Genomic DNA, 18,492 nt, shown 5'->3' on the forward strand with positions numbered 1-18,492 from the left:
GGCTGCGCCGTCAGAAGAGATGCTCGATGGCGACGTCATCCCAATGCTGCGCAAGGTGCTCTGCGACGAGCCGACGGTGGCAATGGTGCGGTTTGTCCTCGCTGCACAGCAGGACGGACTTGTCCAGGAGATCCGGTGGGATGTGGTCCGCGACGGCCCGGCTCCGCATTAATTCCAGAAATAGTTCTTCATATTCCGGCCACTCGATGTGCTTCTTTTTGTAGGCGTCCAGCATCGGCTGCGTCGGAGCCAGGTCGGGTCGGTGTGCGTACTGCATGCCGCAGAGTTCATTGAGAAAGTATTTCAAGTCGTCCCTCTTGGCGAAACCCGCCAGCTGGGAGACGTTGTTGAGCCGGACGTCGACAAGGGTTGTCGCGTCCGTGGCCCGCAAGAACCCGAAGAATTTCTCGGCCGACTTTTTGGTGAATCCAACCGTGTATATTTTCACGCGCCTGGTTCCTCGGTGGTGTGAAGATTCTCCCGGACGTAGGCGATGCGCCTTTCCTGGCGAAGCAGGGCGGCTTCCAAGCGCTCTGCGCGCGTGTGGAAGAGATCGTCCTCCGCCAATCCGAATTTCTCCATGAGTCGTTCCATCGCTGCCGCATGGCTTTCGATCGACCCGTCGCCGTGAATGTGGTCGACTGTGGTCTCGCGCTCGCTGAGCACCCGGGCGACGAGGATTGTCCGATGGCAATCCAGCGGTTCGCCTTCGGTGCACATGACAGCTATTCGTTCCGTGCGGGCGCCGGTTATCAATCTTTCGATGCCTTCGGCGAACTTCGGCGTCTTCGCGAGCAGGCGATACTGGACGGTGTCGTCGATATAGCAGCTGGCGTCGTCGGTGCGAGCGCCGAGCTCATTGCCCATGAACACGTACTTTATTCCGGCCTCGCGCAGGCCAGGCGCGATCGAGCGTTGATTGAACTGCGGGGTGAAACGGCTGGCCGGTACCGAGCGGACATCGGCTACGGCGGTGATTTCGTGCTGTCGAAGCAGATCGACCAGGGTCGCGAAGTCATGTGTGGAATGGCCGATGGTGAAGACGGCTCCGGATCTCATCATGCGGTCCTTGAGTCTAGTCCGGCAGCTTCGACGATGGCCGCGACAAGCTTGTAGGAGGAGCCGTCATCGTACGCCTCGCTGAGGCTGATCGTCAGGTAGGACTTCCCCAGCTTATAGCTGCCGACTCCCTTGGCCTGGAATTTGGCCCGGTAAACCGGGTCCGTGACTTTCAAGTTGTACGCGAAACTCGCGTACGCGAACTGAATGCGGACGGAGAGATGGCCGCCTGGAGACCACGGGTCCGGCATGACCTGTACGGTCGCGCGATCGACTCCGATGAGCCTGAGCGAGTCCCGGATCGGCTGCGCGGCTGCGTCAGGGACGCGGTCGTTGGAGCCGCGCGACGTACTGGCCCCGTTCAGCCACAAGCTTTCCCGCGGGCTCTCCAGCGCGGCGAGCGCGGTCAAGCCGAGCCGGCCGACCTTGCGCCACTGCCGGGTGGCATCCAGGAGCCAGTTCTCCTGCTGAAATCCGAGGGGCTGAGGCCCGCGCAGCGGCACGTCGACGATGTCGAGCACCTGCGGTTCACTACCTCCGGCGTAATGCCGTTCAGCGGTGGAGACCCCCCGGCTCGGCCGGCTGCTGACCGGCCGGATCCACTTTCGCGAGCTGATTTCGATCCCCGCTACACACCGCTCGCTGTGCTTGTACGAATTCGCCAGGCACACCAGCATCTTCGTTGGCACGCGCATCCTCCCCGTCCGCTACGTGGCGTGGGGGATGCTAGTGGGTCCGTGAGCACGACGAGACTGATTTCACGAAGGAAGTTGCCTTTGAACGCAAAGGCAGCCGCAGCGGCCGGTCAACGCACGCTGAGGTTGAAGAAAATGTGCCCTCGGCAGGATTCGAACCTGCGACACCTGCCTCCGGAGGGCAGTGCTCTATCCCCTGAGCTACGAGGGCTCGCTTGCGCGACTGAACAGAGCCTAGCGCATGCCTTGAGAACCGCTCGCAGCGGGTAGGAAGCGCGGTACCGTCGGGTTGTCGACGCGGAGGGAGGCGGCGGTGGGCGCCGAGCCGTTCCAGGTCAGGGTGGTTGAGCCGGACATCGAGGACTTGCGGGCGCGGTTGCGGCGCACTCGGTGGCCGGAGGCGGAGACTGTCGACGGCTGGGGGCAAGGGGTGCCTCTCGCGTATGCCCGGGAGCTGTGCCGGAGCTGGGCGGAGGACTACGACTTCGGGTTCGGCGAGCGGCTCAACGTCTTCCCGCAGTTCCGGCAGGAGATCGACGGCCTCGGGATTCACTTCGTGCACCTCCGTTCGCCGGAGCCGGACGCGTTTCCGCTGGTGATCACGCACGGCTGGCCGGGGTCGGTGCTCGAATTCCTCGACATTCTCGGTCCCCTGACCGACCCGCGGGCGCACGGCGGCGATCCGGCGGACGCGTTTCACGTCGTCGCGCCTTCGTTGCCGGGGTATGGCTGGAGCGACAAGCCGGACACCACCGGGTGGGGCGTGCAGAGGATCGCGACGGCTTGGATCGGCTGATGGTCTCGCTCGGCTACGAACGCTACGGCGCACAGGGCGGCGACTGGGGTTCGGCGGTCTCGGGGGCGCTCGGCGAGGTGGCCCCGGAGCGGGTCGCGGGGGTGCACGTCAACATGGCGGCCGCGCCGAAAGGCCAGTTCCCGGACGAGACCGACGAGGAGCGCGAAGGCGCGGAGGCCGCTGCCGAGTTCCGGCGCACCGGGCAGGGGTATTCGGCGCAGCAGGGCACGCGTCCGCAGACGCTCGGCTACGGCCTCACGGACTCTCCGGCGGGGCAGGCGGCCTGGATCGCCGAGAAGTTCTGGGCCTGGACCGACAACAACGGCCACCCCGAGGACGCGGTCACCCGGCAGCAGCTTCTCGACGCGATCTCGGTGTACTGGTTCACCGCGTCGGCGACGTCGTCCGCGCGGCTGTACTGGGAGAGCTACCGCAGCTTCGGCGATCGCGTCACCGCGCCGTCCGGCATCTCCGTCTATCCGCGCGACATCGTCCGCCCGTCGCGGCGGCAGGCGGAGCTGAAGTACACCGACCTGCGCTGGTTCGAGCGGCTGCCGCGCGGCGGGCATTTCGCGGCGATGGAACAGCCGGGCTCGCTCGTCGAGCAGATCCGCGGGTTCTTCCGGCTCGTGCGCTGATCTTCCCACCTCGCGGAACAGGGCTGGGAGAAACTCGCCACCAGGCGTTAGAGTGAAGTTAGGCTACCCTGTATTGCACATATGCATGTCACTATATATTCCTCCTGACACCGAAACAGGGAGGCGAGCGATGGGACACGGGCACGGCCACGGGCACACCGCCGCTCCGGCGAGCGCGTCCGGCCGCTACGTCCGCGCGCTGCTGATCGCTCTCGCGGTCGGTGCCGGGTTCATGGTGCTGGAGTTCGCGGTGGGCTTCGCCACCGGCTCGCTCGCGCTGATCTCCGACGCCGCGCACATGTTCACCGACGTTCTCGGCGTCGGAATGGCGCTCGCCGCGATCGTGCTCGCGCGCCGCAGCGGGCCGACGCCCAGCCGCACGTTCGGCATGTACCGCGCGGAAGTCCTTGCCGCGCTTGCCAATGCGGTGCTGTTGTTCGGCGTCGCCGGGTACGTGGCGGTCGAGGCGATCGGGCGGATCACCGACCCGCCGGAGGTGCCTGGCCTGCCGGTGCTGCTCGCCGCGGCCGCGGGGCTCGTGGCCAACGTCGTGTCGTTCCTGGTGCTGCGCTCGGGCGCGAAGGAGAGCCTGAACGTCCGCGGCGCCTACCTCGAAGTGCTGGCTGACCTCGTCGGTTCCGTCGGCGTGCTGCTCAGCGGCGCGATCACGCTCACCACCGGCTGGCGTTACGCCGACCCGATCATCGGTGTCGCGATTGGCCTGTTCGTGCTGCCGCGCACCTGGACGCTCGCCCGCCGCGCGCTGCGCATCCTCTTCCAGCACGCACCCGCCGGCGTGGACGTCGGCGAGATCAGCAGCGAACTCGCCGCGCTGCCGGGCGTCGCGGACGTGCACGACCTGCACGTCTGGACCCTCACCTCGGGCATGGAAGTCGCCTCGGCGCACCTGACGGTGAAGGCCGACGCCGAACAGTCCACAGTGCTCACCAAGGCGCAGGACCTGCTGTCGGTCCGCTACGAGATCAAACACGCGACGCTTCAGGTCGAGGGACCGCAATGCGCCCGCCGATGCGCTGAGCTGTCCTGGTAGACCGGGGGCTATGCGCAAGGACTTCGACCCCGCCCAGCTGGCCCCGAACGCGTTCTACCACCTGATGACGGCGACCGTCGTGCCGCGGCCCATCGCCTGGGTGTCGAGCGTTTCCCGCGACGGAGTGGACAACCTCGCGCCGCACTCGTTCTTCACCGTCGCCTCGGCCGCGCCCGCGGTGCTGCAGTTCACCTCGGTCGGGCGGAAGGACACCCTGCGCAACGTCGAGGCGACGCGGCAGTTCGTCGTCAACCTCGCGCCCGAGCCGCTGTTCGAGCAGATCAACGCCACCAGCGCGGATTTCCCACCGGAACTGAGCGAATTCGACGAGGCCGGGCTGACCCGCGAGCCGAGTCTCAAGGTCCGCCCGCCGCGGGTCGCGGAATCGCCGGTGGCGTTCGAATGCGAACTGCACAGCACGGTCGGTTTCGGCCGCTCGACGGTGGTGTTCGGCCGGGTCGTGCACCTCGCGGTCAACGAGGACGTCCTCGACGGCGACCACCCGATGATCGAGCGGCTGCGGCCGTTGTCCCGGCTCGGGCGCGACGAGTGGGGGACGCTGGGCGACATCAAGGAACTGGCGCGGCCGACGTACAAAAGCTCGTGAGTGTTAATCGCGGTTAGAACCGGGATCAACACTCACGAGCTTGGTCACGGAGCGGGCAGCGGCTGCGCGTTCCGTGCCTTCAGCATGATCTTCATCTGGTCCATTTCCGCGCCCTGGGACACCAGCATGCTGCGGCACAACGCTTTCACCGCGTCGTTCGCCGTGTGGTCCTGCGCGTACTCGGCCATCGCGACGCCGCCTTGGTGATGCCGCAGCATCAGCTGCAGGAACTCGACGTCCAGCTCACGGCCGGACAGCGTGCGCAGCTTGGCGAGTTCCGCGTCGGTGGCCATGCCGGGCATCGGCGCGCCGCCGGCCGGGCTGCTCGTCGGCATTCGCATGCCCGCGTGGCCCATCGGCTCGGTCATCCACGTCATGTACGCGCCGGTCGCCTGCTCCGGCTGGTCCCACAGCATGAGCCAGCCCTTCATCCGCCCGACCTGCTCGGTCTGCGTGCGCTCGATGTCGAACGCGAGCTGGCGGATTTCCGGGTCGGTCGAATGGTCGCGCGCCCAGCCGGACATGGTGACCGCCTGCAGGTGGTGCACCGACATGTCCTGGGCGAACCCGACCTCGACCGAACCCGCGCCCGGCGTCGCGGGCACCGCGTCGCCGCCGTCGGTGAGCCGCGTCGCGAAGACCCCGATCGCGGCCCCGACCAGCAGCACCGCGATCAGCGCGCCGCCGATGACCACCCACCGGGACCAGCCGGTCCGTTCCGCCGGAGCGGACTCCTCGGCGAACTCGGCGGCTTCGGCCGAGGCGCCGCCCGTCTCAACCGAGGCGCCTCCCGGCTCGGCCGGGGCCTGGTCCTCGGAGCGGCCCACGGTCACCGCCCGGCCGGCGGGGTCCCCGGCATGCCGCCCTGCTCGCTCTGCGCCCCGGTGCTGCCCTTGTAGTCCATCGGCTTCGCGTCCTTGCCCGGCTTGCTCGGGTCGAACTTCGGCGGGTTGGCCGGGTCGAACATGCCCTTGCCGAGCGCGTCGCACGAGGCGCCGATCTCCGGGTACACGCCGTTCGGGTTGGTGCGCAGCGCGGCGATGAACTGGTCGATGCGCGGGTCGTCGGGGCTGTCCAGCTTCAGCTGGTGGCCCCACGACTGCAGCGAGATCGGCTTGTCCAGGCCGGGGTAGGGCGACATCATCGTGTACGGCTTGCCCTTGACCCGCGCCTCGAGCAGCGGAAGCTGGTCGCCCTTGATCTGGTCCGGGTTGTAGGCGATCCACACCGTGCCGTGCTCGAGCGAGTGCACCATGTTCTCGTTGCGCACCGCTTCCGGGTACACGATGCCGGTGCACGCGGCCCAGTAGCCGTCGTGCGGGCCGCCGAACGGCGGGCTCTGGTCGTAGGCCACCCGTTCGGTGGGCAGGATGTGCACCGATCCGGCGTACTGCTTGGTGACCACGCCCGGGATCTTCTTCGACGGGTCCGGGTTGCTCGCGGTCGGCGCGAAGGAGGCGGCGGCCTCGTCCCGGGAGGCCTGGTCGCGCTTGGGCGCGGAGGCCTGCAGGTAGTAGACGATGACGCCGGCCAGCAGGGCGACCACCACGACGACGCCGATGATGGTGCCCCAGGGCGTACGCTTGCCCGCGACGACCGAGCGGTTCTTCGCCGCCTTCACCGCGGACGCGGACGTGCCCTTCTTCTTGGTGGTCCCGTTGGCCATGATTGCCGAGATCTCCTCGTGAGAGCGGGGGAGGGATCCGGACGGACCCTGCCGGTAGCCCAGTGTAGAGACCGGGCGTGCGATCACCGTGAACACCCGCGAGGCGCCCCGGCGAGCGGAACATCCGCCTCCGGTGTGCCCGCCGTCTCGCGAGCGCGTACCGCTGGAAGCGCGCGGCCGAAGCGCACCTAGAATTCGGCGAGTGACTCCCGCCGCTCTCGCCGATCTGGTCCGCAGCTCCGCCGTGCAGGTCCTCGCCGCACGGGGCGTCGACGCCGCCGTGCTGCCGGAGACCGTGACCATCGAACGCCCGCGCAACCCGGACCACGGAGACTACGCGACCAACCTCGCGCTGCAGGTCGCCAAGAAGGCCGGGCTGAAGCCGCGCGAGTTCGCCGAGGCGCTCGCCGAGGTCGTCGCGGGGGCGGACGGCGTGGCCGCGGCCGAGGTCGCCGGGCCGGGCTTCCTCAACTTCCGGCTGGCCGCGGACGCGCAGGGCGAGGTCGTGCGCCAGGTGCTGGCCGCGGGCGCGGAGTACGGCCGCGGCGACGCGCTGGCCGGACGGCGGATCAACCTGGAGTTCGTCTCCGCGAACCCGACCGGCCCGATCCACCTCGGCGGCACGCGCTGGGCGGCGGTCGGCGACGCGCTGGGCCGGGTGCTCGGCGCGCAGGGCGCGGACGTCACCCGCGAGTACTACTTCAACGACGCCGGCGCGCAGATCGACCGGTTCGTGCGTTCGCTGATCGCCGCCGCGAAGGGCGAGCCCGCGCCGGAGGACGGCTACTCCGGCGGATACATCAGCGACATCGCGGCCGAGGTGCTCAAGGCCGAGCCGAGCGCGCTGAGCCTGCCCGAGGACGAGCGGCACGAAACCTTCCGGCGCATCGGCATCGAGCTGATGTTCAGCCAGATCAAGCAGAGCCTGCACGAGTTCGGCACCGATTTCGACGTCTACTTCCACGAGAACTCGCTGCACGAATCCGGCGCGGTCGACGCGGCGGTGCGGCAGCTCAAGGACTCCGGCAACCTCTACTTCGCCGACGGCGCCTGGTGGCTGCGCTCCAGCGAGTACGGCGACGACAAGGACCGGGTCGTCCTCAAAAAGGACGGCAACCCGGCCTACATCGCGGGCGACCTGGCCTATTTCAAGGACAAGCGCAACCGCGGTTTCGACCTGTGCATCTACATGCTCGGCGCGGACCACCACGGCTACATCGCGCGGCTCAAGGCGGCCGCCGCGGCGTTCGGCGACGACCCGGCGACGGTCGAGGTGCTGATCGGCCAGATGGTGAACCTGGTCAGCGAGGGCAAGCCGGTGCGGATGTCCAAGCGCGCGGGCACCGTGATCACGCTCGAGGACCTCGTGGAGGCGGTCGGCGTCGACCCGGCCCGCTACGAGCTGATCCGGTACTCCGTCGATTCCTCTTTGGACATCGATTTGGACTTGCTGCGCAAGCATTCCAACGACAACCCGGTCTACTACGTGCAGTACGCGCACGCCCGGCTGTCGTCGCTGCGGCGCGGCGCGGCGGACCTCGGGCTCAAGGCCGATTCGGACGTCGACTTCGGACTGCTCACCCTGCCTGCTGAAGGCGACCTGATCCGCACCATCGGCGAATTCCCGTCCGTGGTGCGGCGGGCGGCGGAGATGCGCGAACCGCATCGCGTGGCCCGCTACCTCGAGGAACTGGCCGGCGCGTACCACAAGTTCTACACCGTGGGCCGGGTCCTCCCGCAGGGCGACGAGGAGGCCACTCCCCTCACGTACGCCCGGCTCGCCCTGTGCGAAGCCGCGCGCCAGGTGCTGGCGAACGGCCTGTCGCTGCTCGGTGTCTCCGCTCCGGAACGGATGTAAACCATGGCGCACCCCGCGGGCCCCCGCCACGCCGACGTCTACCCCCATGCCGACGCCTCCGGGTTCCCGCCCGCGAGTGCGGGCGAACTCGACCAGCTGCCCGCGAAAGTGTGGCCGCGCAACGTTTACCGCGCCGCGGACGGGGTCGTCCGGATCGCCGGAGTCGACGTGCGCGACCTCGCCCAGACGTACGGCACGCCGCTGTTCGTGGTCGACGAGGCGGACTTCAAGTCCCGCTGCGCCGACTACGCCGAGGCGTTCGACGACCCGGCGCTCGTGCACTACGCGTCGAAGGCGTTCCTGTCCGTCGAGGTCGCCCGGTGGGTGGCCGAACAGGGACTGAGCCTCGACGTCTGCAGCGGCGGCGAACTGGCCGTCGCGCTGCGCGCGAACTTCCCGGTGGAGCGGATCACGTTCCACGGCAACAACAAATCCGTCGCCGAACTCGACGCGGCCGTCGAGGCCGGCGTCGGCACCGTGGTGGTCGACTCGTACTACGAGATCGCCCGGCTCGCCGAAATCGCCGCCGCGCACGAGATCGAGCAGAAGGTGCTCGTCCGGGTGACGGTCGGCGTCGAGGCGCACACCCACGAATTCATCGCGACCGCGCACGAGGACCAGAAGTTCGGGTTCTCGCTGGCTTCCGGCGACGCCGCCGAAGCGGTCCGCCGGGTGCTGAACGCGCCGTCGCTGAAGCTGGTCGGCCTGCACAGCCACATCGGTTCGCAGATCTTCGACGCCGACGGGTTCGAGGTCGCCGCGCGCCGCGTCGTCGGACTGCTCGCGGACCTGGCCAAGGAGCACGGCCGGGAGCTGCTGGACCAGATGAACGTCGTCGACCTCGGCGGCGGTTTCGGCATCGCCTACACCGAAAAGGACAACCCGCCGCCGCCCTCGCAGATGATCACGCAGATCCGCGAGATCGTCCGCAAGGAATGCGCGTACGCCGATCTCCCGGTGCCGCGCATCGCGGGCGAACCCGGCCGCGCGATCGCCGGTCCGGGCACGTTCACCCTGTACGAGGTGGGCACGATCAAGGACGTCGCGCTCGGCGACGAGACCGCCCGCCGGTACGTCAGCGTCGACGGCGGCATGAGCGACAACATCCGCACGGCGCTCTACGACGCGGTGTACGACTGCCGGGTGGTTTCCCGTTCCGCCGCGGACGGCGACGAGCCGGTGACCCCGACGTTGTCTCGCGTGGTGGGAAAACACTGTGAGTCCGGCGACATCGTCGTCCGAGACTGCTGGCTGCCCGACACGCTGGCTCCCGGCGACCTGCTGGCCGTCGCGGCGACCGGCGCCTACTGCTACGCGATGGCCAGCGGTTACAACCGGCTGCCGCGGCCCGCGGTGGTCGCCGTGCGCAACGGCGCCGCCCGGCTGCTGCTGCGCAGGGAGACGACGGACGACATGCTGCGCCTGGAGGTTTGAGAAGTGTCCACTGTGTCTCCGAAAAGCCCGTCTCCCGCCGATCGGGCGCCCATCCGGGTCGCGATGCTCGGCTGCGGCACGGTCGGCAGCGAGGTCGCCCGGCTGCTCACCGAACAGGCCGGCGAGCTGGCGGCCCGCGCGGGCGCGCCGGTGGAGCTGGTCGGCATCGCGGTGCGGCGTCCGGACAAGCACCCGGAACTGCCCGCCGAACTGCTGACCGACGACGCCGCGGCGCTGGTGGCCCGCGACGACGTCGACGTGGTGGTCGAGCTGGTCGGCGGGATCGACCCGGTGCGCAGCTGGCTGCTCGCCGCGCTGAACGCGGGCAAATCCGTGGTCACCGCCAACAAGGCGCTGCTCGCCGAGCACTCGGCCGAACTGTTCGAGGCGGCCGACGCCAGCGGCGCGGACCTGTACTTCGAGGCCGCCGTCGCCGGGGCCATCCCGCTGCTGCGCCCGCTGCGCGAATCGCTGGCGGGCGACCGGATCACCCGCGTGATGGGGATCGTCAACGGCACCACCAACTACATCCTCTCCGCGATGGACGCCACCGGCGCGGGCTACGCCGAAACGCTCGACGAGGCGAGCCGCCTCGGCTACGCGGAGGCGGACCCGACAGCGGACGTCGACGGGTACGACGCCGCGTCGAAGGCGGCGATCCTTGCCTCGCTGGCATTCCACTCCCGGGTGACCGCGAAAGACGTGCACCGAGAAGGCATCGCCGACGTCACGGCGTCCGACCTCGCGGCGGCGCGCACGCTCGGCCGCACGGTGAAGCTGCTGGCGATCTGCGAACGCGTGACGGCGGACGACGGCACGGAATCGGTGTCCGCCCGCGTGCATCCGGTGATGATTCCGCGCAGCCACCAGCTGGCCGGCGTCGGCGGCGCGTTCAACGCGGTCTACGTCGAGGCGGACGCGGCCGGCGAATTGATGTTCTACGGGCAGGGCGCCGGCGGCGCGCCGACGGCCAGCGCGGTGCTCGGCGACCTCGTCGCGGTGGCGCGCAACCAGGTGCTCGGCGGACGCGGCCCGCGCGAATCGGCGCACGCCGCGCTGCCGGTGCGGCCGATGGGCCAGACGCCGACGCGCTACCACGTGAGCCTCGACGTCGCGGACCGCGCGGGCGTGCTCGCCCAGGTGGCGCAAGCGTTCGCCGCGCACGGCGTGAGCATCGCCGCGGTGCGCCAGCGCGACGCGAACGACACGGCGAGCCTCGTCGTGGTCACTCATCTCGCACCCGACGCGGCTTTGCAGTCCACTGTGGACGAAATCGCGAAACTCGACGTGGTGCACGAGGTGGTCAGCGTGATGCGCGTGGAAGGCGAAGACGCATGAGCGCAGCTTGCGAGCGAATCGTGGATATTCATGCTCCCGCCTCGTCGATCAGCATGGTGAAACTCCGAATCGAGGCGGCAGCATGAGCTCCTGGCCCGGAATTATCGAGGCGTACCGCGACCGGATTCCGGTCCCCGACGGGGCGCGCGTGGTCACGCTCGGCGAGGGCAACACCCCGCTGCTGCCCGCCGCGCACCTGTCCGAGCTGACCGGCTGCACGGTCTACCTGAAGGTCGAGGGCGCGAACCCGACCGGCTCGTTCAAGGACCGCGGGATGACCGTGGCGATCACGCACGCGCTCGCCAGCGGGCTCCAAGCGGTGATCTGCGCGTCCACCGGCAACACGTCGGCCTCGGCCGCCGCGTACGCCGCGCGGGCCGGGCTCACCTGCGCGGTGCTGGTGCCGCAAGGCAAGATCGCGATGGGCAAGCTCGCCCAGGCGGTGCTGCACGGCGCGCGGATCCTGCAGGTCGACGGCAACTTCGACGATTGCCTCGAACTCGCCCGCAAGACCGCGGCGGACTATCCGGTCACGCTGGTCAACTCGGTCAACCCGGTGCGCATCGCCGGGCAGAAGACCGCGGCGTTCGAGATCTGCGACGTGCTCGGCGAGGCCCCGGACGTGCACTGCCTCCCGGTGGGCAACGCGGGCAACATCACCGCGTACTGGAAGGGCTATTCGGAGTACGCGGCCGACGGTGTGGTCAAGAACACCCCGCGGATGTTCGGGTTCCAGGCGGCCGGCGCCGCGCCGCTGGTGCACGGCGAACCGGTTTCCGACCCGGACACCATCGCGACCGCGATCCGCATCGGCAGCCCGGCTTCGTGGGCGGGCGCGGTCTCCGCGCGCGACGAGTCGGACGGGCTGTTCGAGGCGATCACCGACGAGAAGATCCTTGAGGCGTACCGGCTGCTGGCCCGCCGCGAGGGCGTGTTCGTGGAGCCCGCGTCCGCGACGAGCGTGGCCGGCCTGCTGGCCACCGCCGCTGACGGACGGCTGCCGAAGGGCGCGACGGTGGTCTGCACGGTCACCGGGCACGGCCTGAAGGACCCGGCCACGGCGTTGGAGGGCAACGTCGAGGTGGAACCGCTCGCGGTCGACCCGACGGCCGTCGCGGCGGCGCTGGACCTGCGATGAGCCGCCGCTCGCCGGGGACCCTCCTGGCCCCGCCCGCGCACAACGCGACCGACCTGGCGGGGGCTCGGTCATGACGGCGCTGCCCGCGTTCCGCGCGACGGTCCCGGCGTCGAGCGCGAACCTCGGCCCGGGATTCGACGCGCTCGGCCTCGCGCTGTCCCGCTACGACGTGGTCGACCTGCAGGTCACCGAGGGCGGGCTGAAGATCGAGGTGCTCGACGCGGGGGCAGGTGGCGTCGAGGACGTGCCGACCGACGAATCCCATCTGGTGGTCCGCGCGCTCCGGCGAGCCTGCGAACACCTGGACGTGCGGCCGCCCGGGCTGCATCTTCGATGCCACAACAGCATTCCGCACGCGCGCGGCCTGGGGTCGTCGGCGGCCGCGGTGGTGACCGGCGTGGCGCTGGGCTACGCGCTGGCGGAGCGTCCGCTCGACGCCGACGCGCTCCAGCTCGCGGCCGAGTTCGAGGGCCACGCGGACAACGCGGCGGCGAGCCTGTTCGGCGGGTTCGTGGTGGCGTGGGCCGAGGACGGCCGGTTCCGAGCGGAGCGGGTGGAGCCGAACCCGGCGATCCGGCCGGTGGTCGCGGTGCCGGCGGAGAAATCGTCCACCCACACCACGCGCGGGCTGCTTCCGGCGCAGGTTCCGCACGCCGACGCGGCGCACAGCGCGGGACGGGCGGCGCTCGCCGTGCTGGCCGTCACCGAGCGGCCCGACCTGCTGATGGCGGCCACCGAGGACCGGTTGCACCAGGATTACCGCGCCGAGGCGTACCCGGCGAGCACCGAACTCGTGCGCACGCTGCGTGCCCACGGCGTGCCCGCCGCGATCTCCGGGGCCGGGCCGACTGTGCTCGCTCTCACGCTGACGGGAATACTCCCCGCGGGCGTCGACGTTACGGGCTTCGACGTCGCCGAATTGCCCGCGGACCGCGATGGCGTGCAGGTGGTGGCCAGGTGACGACCTGGTCACAGGCTGGACGGCAGCGTGCGCCACGCGGGGGGTGGTTGTTGCACCCGGACAGGGCGCGGTCTACCCTCGGGGGCGTTCGATCACCGTGCGTTTCCGCACCCGATGCCGGGCCTGTTCGCCCCTAGCGGCGGCTCCGGTCCGCATCCTTCGTCGATCCGCCGATTCCGCACCGCCCGGCACGCGGGACGCGGAGGGACGCAGGCGGGTTTCCGGTTCCGGCGGTGCCGAATTCCGCTTTCTCCGTCCGGAGGGGGCAAACACCCTGTGCTGGCGGCGCTTCGCTGTGTGTCTCGCACGGCTGGGCGCGAGCCGTCCGCATCGGAGGCAGAAGCCGTCTCGCTACCGGCGGCAGTCCGCTGATCCACCTGGAACGTGGATCGGTCAGGAAGGACATGTGTGAGCAACACCGATCTGTTGAGCGGCGACGTGGAGACCCCCGCCGCGGCCGCTGAGACCAATGGGGCCGCGGCCGCTCCGAAGCGCCGCACCGGGGGCCTGTCCGGGATGGTCATCGCCGAGCTCCGCCAGCTGGCGGGCGAACTGGGTGTGGGCGAGACCACCGGCATGCGCAAGGGGGACCTGATCGCCGCGATCCGCGAGCGCCAGGGCAAGAGCAAGAAGCGCGCCGCCGCGGCCGCCGACACGCTGCCGCTCGACGGCGTCGAGCCGGTCAAGGCGGAGAAGGCCGAGAAGCCCGCCCGCCGGGCCAAGGCCGACGCGCCGAAGGCCGAGGCTCCCAAGGCCGAGGCGTCCAAGGCGGAGCCGAAGGCCGAGCCGGTCCAGGCGGAAGCGGCCCCGGCGGAGGCTCCGAAGGCGGAGACCGCGCAGGACGGCAAGCCCGCCGCGCAGGAGCGCACCGAGCGCGCCGACCGGTCCGAGGGCCAGTCCGACGGCCAGTCCGAGGAGGGCGGCCGCAACCGCCGCCGCCGCGGCGGCGCGAACCGGGGCGACGGCCAGCGCGACCAGCGCGGCGACCGCCAGGGCGGCAACCGCGACAACCGGGACAACGGCCGCGACAACCGCGAGGGCAACCGCGACAACCGCGACGGCAACCGGGACAACCGCGACGGCAACCGGGACAACCGCGGCGGCCAGGACAACCGCCAGGACCGGCAGGACCGCCAGGACAACCGGCAGCGGAACCAGCAGGACAACCGCGACAACCGGAACAACGGCCCGCAGGACGACGACGAGGAAGGCGGCCGCCGCGGGCGCCGCTTCCGCGACCGCCGCCGCCGGGGCAGCGGGGGCGGCCGCGCCGAGGGCGGCGCGCCGGACACCGAGATCCGCGAGGACGACGTCCTGCTGCCGGTCGCCGGCATCCTGGACGTGCTCGACAACTACGCGTTCGTGCGCACCTCGGGCTACCTGGCCGGGCCGAACGACGTGTACGTGTCGCTGTCGCTGGTCCGCAAGTTCGGCCTGCGCCGCGGCGACGCGATCACCGGGGTGGTGCGCCAGCCGCGCGAGGGCGAGCAGCAGCGGCAGAAGTTCAACCCGCTGGTGCGCGTCGACTCGATCAACGGCCTGGAGCCGGACGAGGCCAAGCGCCGTCCCGACTTCACCAAGCTGACCCCGCTGTACCCGAACGAGCGACTGCGGCTGGAGACCGAGCCGCACAAGCTCACCACCCGCGTGATCGACCTGATCATGCCGGTCGGCAAGGGCCAGCGAGCGCTGATCGTGTCCCCGCCGAAGGCAGGCAAGACCACGATCATGCAGGACATCGCGAACGCGATCACGACCAACAACCCCGAGGCCCACCTCATGGTCGTGCTGGTCGACGAGCGTCCGGAAGAGGTCACCGACATGCAGCGGTCGGTGAAGGGCGAGGTCATCGCCTCGACCTTCGACCGCCCGCCGTCCGACCACACCTCGGTCGCCGAGCTGTCCATCGAGCGGGCCAAGCGCCTGGTCGAAATGGGCCACGACGTGGTCGTCCTGCTGGACTCGATCACCCGGCTCGGCCGCGCGTACAACCTGGCCGCGCCGGCGTCCGGCCGGATCCTGTCCGGTGGTGTCGACTCGACCGCGCTGTACCCGCCGAAGCGTTTCCTCGGCGCCGCGCGCAACATCGAGAACGGCGGCTCGCTCACTATCTTCGCGACCGCGATGGTGGAGACCGGGTCCACGATGGACACGGTGATCTTCGAGGAGTTCAAGGGCACCGGCAACGCGGAGCTCAAGCTCGACCGCAAGATCTCCGAGCGCCGCGTGTTCCCGGCGGTCGACGTCAACCCGTCCGGCACCCGCAAGGAGGAGCTGCTGCTCTCGCCGGACGAGCTGGCCGTCACGCACAAGCTGCACCGCGTGCTGCACGCGCTGGACTCTCAGCAGGCCATTGACCTGCTGATCTCGCGCCTGCGCAAGACGAAGACCAACATCGAGTTCCTGATGCAGGTCTCGAAGACGGCCCTCGGCGGCGGAGACGACGACTGAGCCGCTGCGCGCGAAACGGCCCGCCCCGGGTTTTCCGGGGCGGGCCGTTTTCGTTTCACGCGGCTCCGGCACGGCTTCCGGTCAACCGGCATCCCGGCCGGTCCAGGTCGATCCGGTTCCCCGGAGCGAGGCATCCGCCGATCGCCGACACCTGCTGCCCGTAACTGCGGCCCTTGACCGCGGTGACCGTTCCGTCCGCCGCGACCTCGCACGGGTTGCCCTCGGTGCACGACTCGCCGTCGCGGTTGTGGGTGTTGTTGATTCCCGCCACGGTGTTCCCGTCCGGCGACAGCAGCGCCGTCCCGGAGTAGCCGGGCAGGCTGACGCATTCGTCGCTGTCCGCGTACCGCACCGACTGGTCCTGTTGCCAACCGCCTTCCCGCAGATGCGGCACGACCGCCGCGACTTCGCACTGCGGCCGGTGGCTCTGGTAGGCCATCTGCAGCCGGTCCCCGGCGCGCATCGGGGAGGACGACAGCCGGAACACCTTGGCCCCGGCGGCCGCGAGTTGCGCATAGGTCCGGTCCAGCCGGTACAGCGCGATATCGGTGCCGGTCATCGTCGCGTACGCCAGCCGGGTGGCGCGGGCCGTGGTCTTCGGATAGCCCTGCCGGTCGGCGATGGCGATTGCCTTATCCAGCCCGGCAGGCTGGTCCACCAACGCTTTCCCCGGTCCCGGCCGGTTACCCGGCACGCAATGCCCGTTCGTCAACGCCAGCGCCGGATCCGAATCTCGCGCAGTACGGGGCCGAATCACCGAACCCATGCATTCGCCGATCTTCGCGGTGCCCTCCACGTTGGGAATGACCGTGTCCGGTGGAACCGCGGTGCCGGACACGATCCCGTTGATCCATCCGGCATTCCGCGTCACGTCGACGTACAGGTCTGGCAGGTCCGCGCCGCGGATGCCCGAGCCGACCACCGTTCCGGCCAACGCCCATCCGGCACCGTCCCGGACCAGCGCCGGTCCGCCGGAGTCGGTCACTCCCGGCCCGACGCCGTCTCGCAGACTCCCGATGCACAGCGGCGGCGAGATTCCGTTGTCGTCCCAGCATTGCGCCAACGGCTGCACCACGGTGTCGGCTTCGTGCAGCTTCCGGGGAAAGCAGACTGGATCGGCGAAGTCCCCGCACGACAGGGAAGTAGCGCCCCAGCCGAGAATCCGGACTGAACTGCCGACGGCTGGGGTGCTGGTCGTCAGCCGGACCGGTTTCGCCCGGACCGGCCGGGCCAGATGCAGCACGGTCAGGTCCTCGCCCGGCGGGTTGTAACTGGCGTGGCGGCGGTAGAACTTGTCGACCGCGACCAGTTCGCCGCCGGATTTCGTGTCCAGCGACCCGACCCGGACGTTCCAGCCGCGCGGGACCGCCGTGGTCGCGCCGGTGGGCGTGTTGGCGCAATGTCCGGCGGTCAACGCCCATTGCGCGCCGATGAGCACTCCGGTGCACCGGTGGCCGTCCGGCCGGGGCGCGTCGTATTGGAGTGAAACCAGGAACGAGTAAGGCTGCGAAGACTCGGTGCCGCCGACGATCGCGGAGGCCGGGCTGGCCTGGACCACAGTGGCGGCCAGCACGGTACCGAGCAGCAGCGCGGAAGATCGAATGCGCATGTCCCGCACGATGTCGGCCGCATGTCCGCGGACGGCTACCGCCGTGTGACCGCTTCACGGTAATTGCGTTGCAGTAAGGGTTTCTCGCACCGGCGGAGCGTTCCTCGCCGACCCCAGGCGCGACCAGGAACGCTCCGCCGGTTTCAGATGCTCGTGCCGGGGGATGGCGGGCACGAGCACCGGCTCAGTGGCGGGGGACAGCGGCCGGCGTCCAGCCGCGGTAGTTGTTGAAGTAGCTCGTGGAGCTGCCGTGGCCGATCTTGCCGCCGACGCTGGTGGCGTAGAACCCGCCGTTGCCGTCCGCGATGCCCACGTGGCCGTAGGCGCTGATGTTCCAGTACACGAACGAACCGGCGGGCGGCTTGCCGCTGGTGTGCTTCGGGCTGGCCCCGTTCCAATGCGCGTTGGCCGACGCCCAGACCCCGGTGACGCCGTAGGAGTTCTCGGCGGCCTTCTCGCAGTAGTGCTCCCATCCGGTGCTTCCGGCGTGCGCCTTGTACCAGGCGACCGCGCCGGCCGGGGTGCCGTCGCCGGCCCCGGTCAGGTTTGCCTCGGACAGCTCGGTGAACGTGCCCGCGGCGGGGTTGACGTCCGCGGCCGTGATGCCGCCGGCGGCGTTCGCGGCGGGTGCGAAGACCGCGGCGGAAGCGGCCAGTGCGAGCACCGCGGCCGGCTTCGCGAGCCGGGTGAGCAGGTCGGTCGTGCGCATGTCCGGACCTCCAGTAAGTGAGCGATTCACGAACTCGGCCAGGTTCCCGTCAGCGGGTACAAAATCCGTACAATGCGAAGGTTCTTCACTACCCGCCGTCGCGGCGTGCGGCGGAATACCTGGTCATCGGGGTGTGTTGAAGTCCTTGCCAGCGCGTCTGGCAGAATGACCCGCTGAAGTCCGGCACCGGTTCACCCCGCACTGGGGACCCGGGGCCAACGAGAGAGGACACCATGAAGAGCGGTATTCACCCCGAATACGTGACCACGACCGTCACGTGCAACTGCGGGAACAGCTTCGTCACCCGCAGCACGAAGGAGTCGGGTCAGATCCACGTCGAGATCTGCTCGAACTGCCACCCCTTCTACACCGGCAAGCAGAAGATCATGGACACCGGTGGCCGGGTCGCCCGGTTCGAGAAGCGCTACGGCAAGCGTCAGCAGAAGACCGACGCCAAGTAGCTTGTCCGACGGCGCCCACCC

16 protein-coding genes, 1 tRNA gene and 1 pseudogene are annotated in these 18,492 nt (G+C 69.8%); 10 read left to right on the plus strand and 8 right to left on the minus strand.

Translation table 11 applies throughout. The features are described from left to right. Positions 1-10: 10 nt before the first annotated feature. The 4 genes from F9C12_RS31700 to F9C12_RS31715 form a co-directional block, all read right to left on the minus strand. Complete coding sequence (locus F9C12_RS31700) at positions 11-448, minus strand: DUF488 family protein (protein WP_409462817.1); 438 nt, start codon at positions 446-448, stop codon at positions 11-13. Further along, positions 445-1,059, minus strand: coding sequence for a DUF488 family protein (locus tag F9C12_RS31705; protein WP_409462818.1), 615 nt, complete (start codon positions 1,057-1,059; stop codon positions 445-447). Before F9C12_RS31705 ends, F9C12_RS31700 begins: the two co-directional genes overlap by 4 nt. Further along, positions 1,059-1,754, minus strand: a complete 696-nt coding sequence (locus F9C12_RS31710; RefSeq protein ID WP_409462819.1) for a dual OB domain-containing protein — start codon at positions 1,752-1,754, stop codon at positions 1,059-1,061. Before F9C12_RS31710 ends, F9C12_RS31705 begins: the two co-directional genes overlap by 1 nt. A gap of 138 nt (positions 1,755-1,892) precedes the next feature. Further along, positions 1,893-1,965 (minus strand) — tRNA-Arg (locus F9C12_RS31715). A 102-nt stretch (positions 1,966-2,067) separates the two neighbouring features. Here F9C12_RS31715 and F9C12_RS31720 point away from each other — a divergent pair. The 3 genes and pseudogenes from F9C12_RS31720 (at position 2,068) to F9C12_RS31730 (ending at position 4,846) form a co-directional block, all read left to right on the plus strand. Beyond that, positions 2,068-3,188 (plus strand): annotated as a pseudogene (locus F9C12_RS31720) (epoxide hydrolase family protein). Between the two features lie 130 nt (positions 3,189-3,318). Continuing rightward, positions 3,319-4,239, plus strand: coding sequence for a cation diffusion facilitator family transporter (locus F9C12_RS31725; RefSeq protein ID WP_409185429.1), 921 nt, complete (start codon positions 3,319-3,321; stop codon positions 4,237-4,239). Positions 4,240-4,249: 10 nt separating this feature from the next. Then, entirely contained in the window at positions 4,250-4,846 is a 597-nt protein-coding gene (locus F9C12_RS31730) for a flavin reductase family protein (RefSeq protein ID WP_409462820.1), read from the plus strand. A 44-nt stretch (positions 4,847-4,890) separates the two neighbouring features. On the opposite strand, the gene F9C12_RS31735 is transcribed toward F9C12_RS31730, so the two are convergent. Further along, positions 4,891-5,541: a DUF305 domain-containing protein gene (locus F9C12_RS31735; protein WP_409186909.1), complete on the minus strand. Its 651-nt coding sequence runs from the start codon at positions 5,539-5,541 to the stop codon at positions 4,891-4,893. A 134-nt stretch (positions 5,542-5,675) separates the two neighbouring features. Further along, positions 5,676-6,512 (minus strand): DUF3105 domain-containing protein, encoded by an 837-nt coding sequence (locus F9C12_RS31740; protein WP_409185431.1) that lies wholly within the window; start codon positions 6,510-6,512, stop codon positions 5,676-5,678. Positions 6,513-6,714: 202 nt separating this feature from the next. Here F9C12_RS31740 and argS point away from each other — a divergent pair, with 202 nt between their 5' ends. The 6 genes from argS (at position 6,715) to rho (ending at position 15,692) form a co-directional block, all read left to right on the plus strand. Beyond that, entirely contained in the window at positions 6,715-8,370 is a 1,656-nt protein-coding gene (argS, locus tag F9C12_RS31745; RefSeq protein ID WP_409185432.1) for an arginine--tRNA ligase, read from the plus strand. Positions 8,371-8,373: 3 nt separating this feature from the next. Further along, entirely contained in the window at positions 8,374-9,804 is a 1,431-nt protein-coding gene (gene lysA, locus F9C12_RS31750) for a diaminopimelate decarboxylase (protein ID WP_409185433.1), read from the plus strand. 63 nt (positions 9,805-9,867) lie between these two features. Further along, the gene (locus F9C12_RS31755) at positions 9,868-11,142 is read left to right on the plus strand and encodes a homoserine dehydrogenase (protein WP_409467109.1); all 1,275 of its coding nucleotides are present in this window, start codon (positions 9,868-9,870) and stop codon (positions 11,140-11,142) included. A gap of 82 nt (positions 11,143-11,224) precedes the next feature. Next, positions 11,225-12,280, plus strand: a complete 1,056-nt coding sequence (gene thrC, locus F9C12_RS31760; RefSeq protein WP_409185434.1) for a threonine synthase — start codon at positions 11,225-11,227, stop codon at positions 12,278-12,280. A 70-nt stretch (positions 12,281-12,350) separates the two neighbouring features. Next, positions 12,351-13,241, plus strand: a complete 891-nt coding sequence (gene thrB / locus F9C12_RS31765) for a homoserine kinase (protein WP_409185435.1) — start codon at positions 12,351-12,353, stop codon at positions 13,239-13,241. A 408-nt stretch (positions 13,242-13,649) separates the two neighbouring features. Beyond that, positions 13,650-15,692, plus strand: coding sequence for a transcription termination factor Rho (gene rho, locus F9C12_RS31770; RefSeq protein ID WP_409462821.1), 2,043 nt, complete (start codon positions 13,650-13,652; stop codon positions 15,690-15,692). Positions 15,693-15,747: 55 nt separating this feature from the next. Here rho and F9C12_RS31775 read toward each other — a convergent pair whose 3' ends face one another. Both F9C12_RS31775 and F9C12_RS31780 read right to left on the minus strand, forming a co-directional pair. After that, complete coding sequence (locus F9C12_RS31775; protein ID WP_409462822.1) at positions 15,748-17,301, minus strand: S1 family peptidase; 1,554 nt, start codon at positions 17,299-17,301, stop codon at positions 15,748-15,750. Positions 17,302-17,485: 184 nt separating this feature from the next. Continuing rightward, positions 17,486-18,010, minus strand: coding sequence for a CHAP domain-containing protein (locus tag F9C12_RS31780; RefSeq protein WP_409462823.1), 525 nt, complete (start codon positions 18,008-18,010; stop codon positions 17,486-17,488). A 233-nt stretch (positions 18,011-18,243) separates the two neighbouring features. Here F9C12_RS31780 and rpmE point away from each other — a divergent pair, with 233 nt between their 5' ends. Then, positions 18,244-18,471: a 50S ribosomal protein L31 gene (gene rpmE / locus F9C12_RS31785; protein WP_009082617.1), complete on the plus strand. Its 228-nt coding sequence runs from the start codon at positions 18,244-18,246 to the stop codon at positions 18,469-18,471. Positions 18,472-18,492: the final 21 nt, after the last annotated feature.

Origin of the sequence: Amycolatopsis sp. GA6-003 (genome assembly GCF_046267895.1) — a bacterium.
Lineage (GTDB): Bacteria > Actinomycetota > Actinomycetes > Mycobacteriales > Pseudonocardiaceae > Amycolatopsis.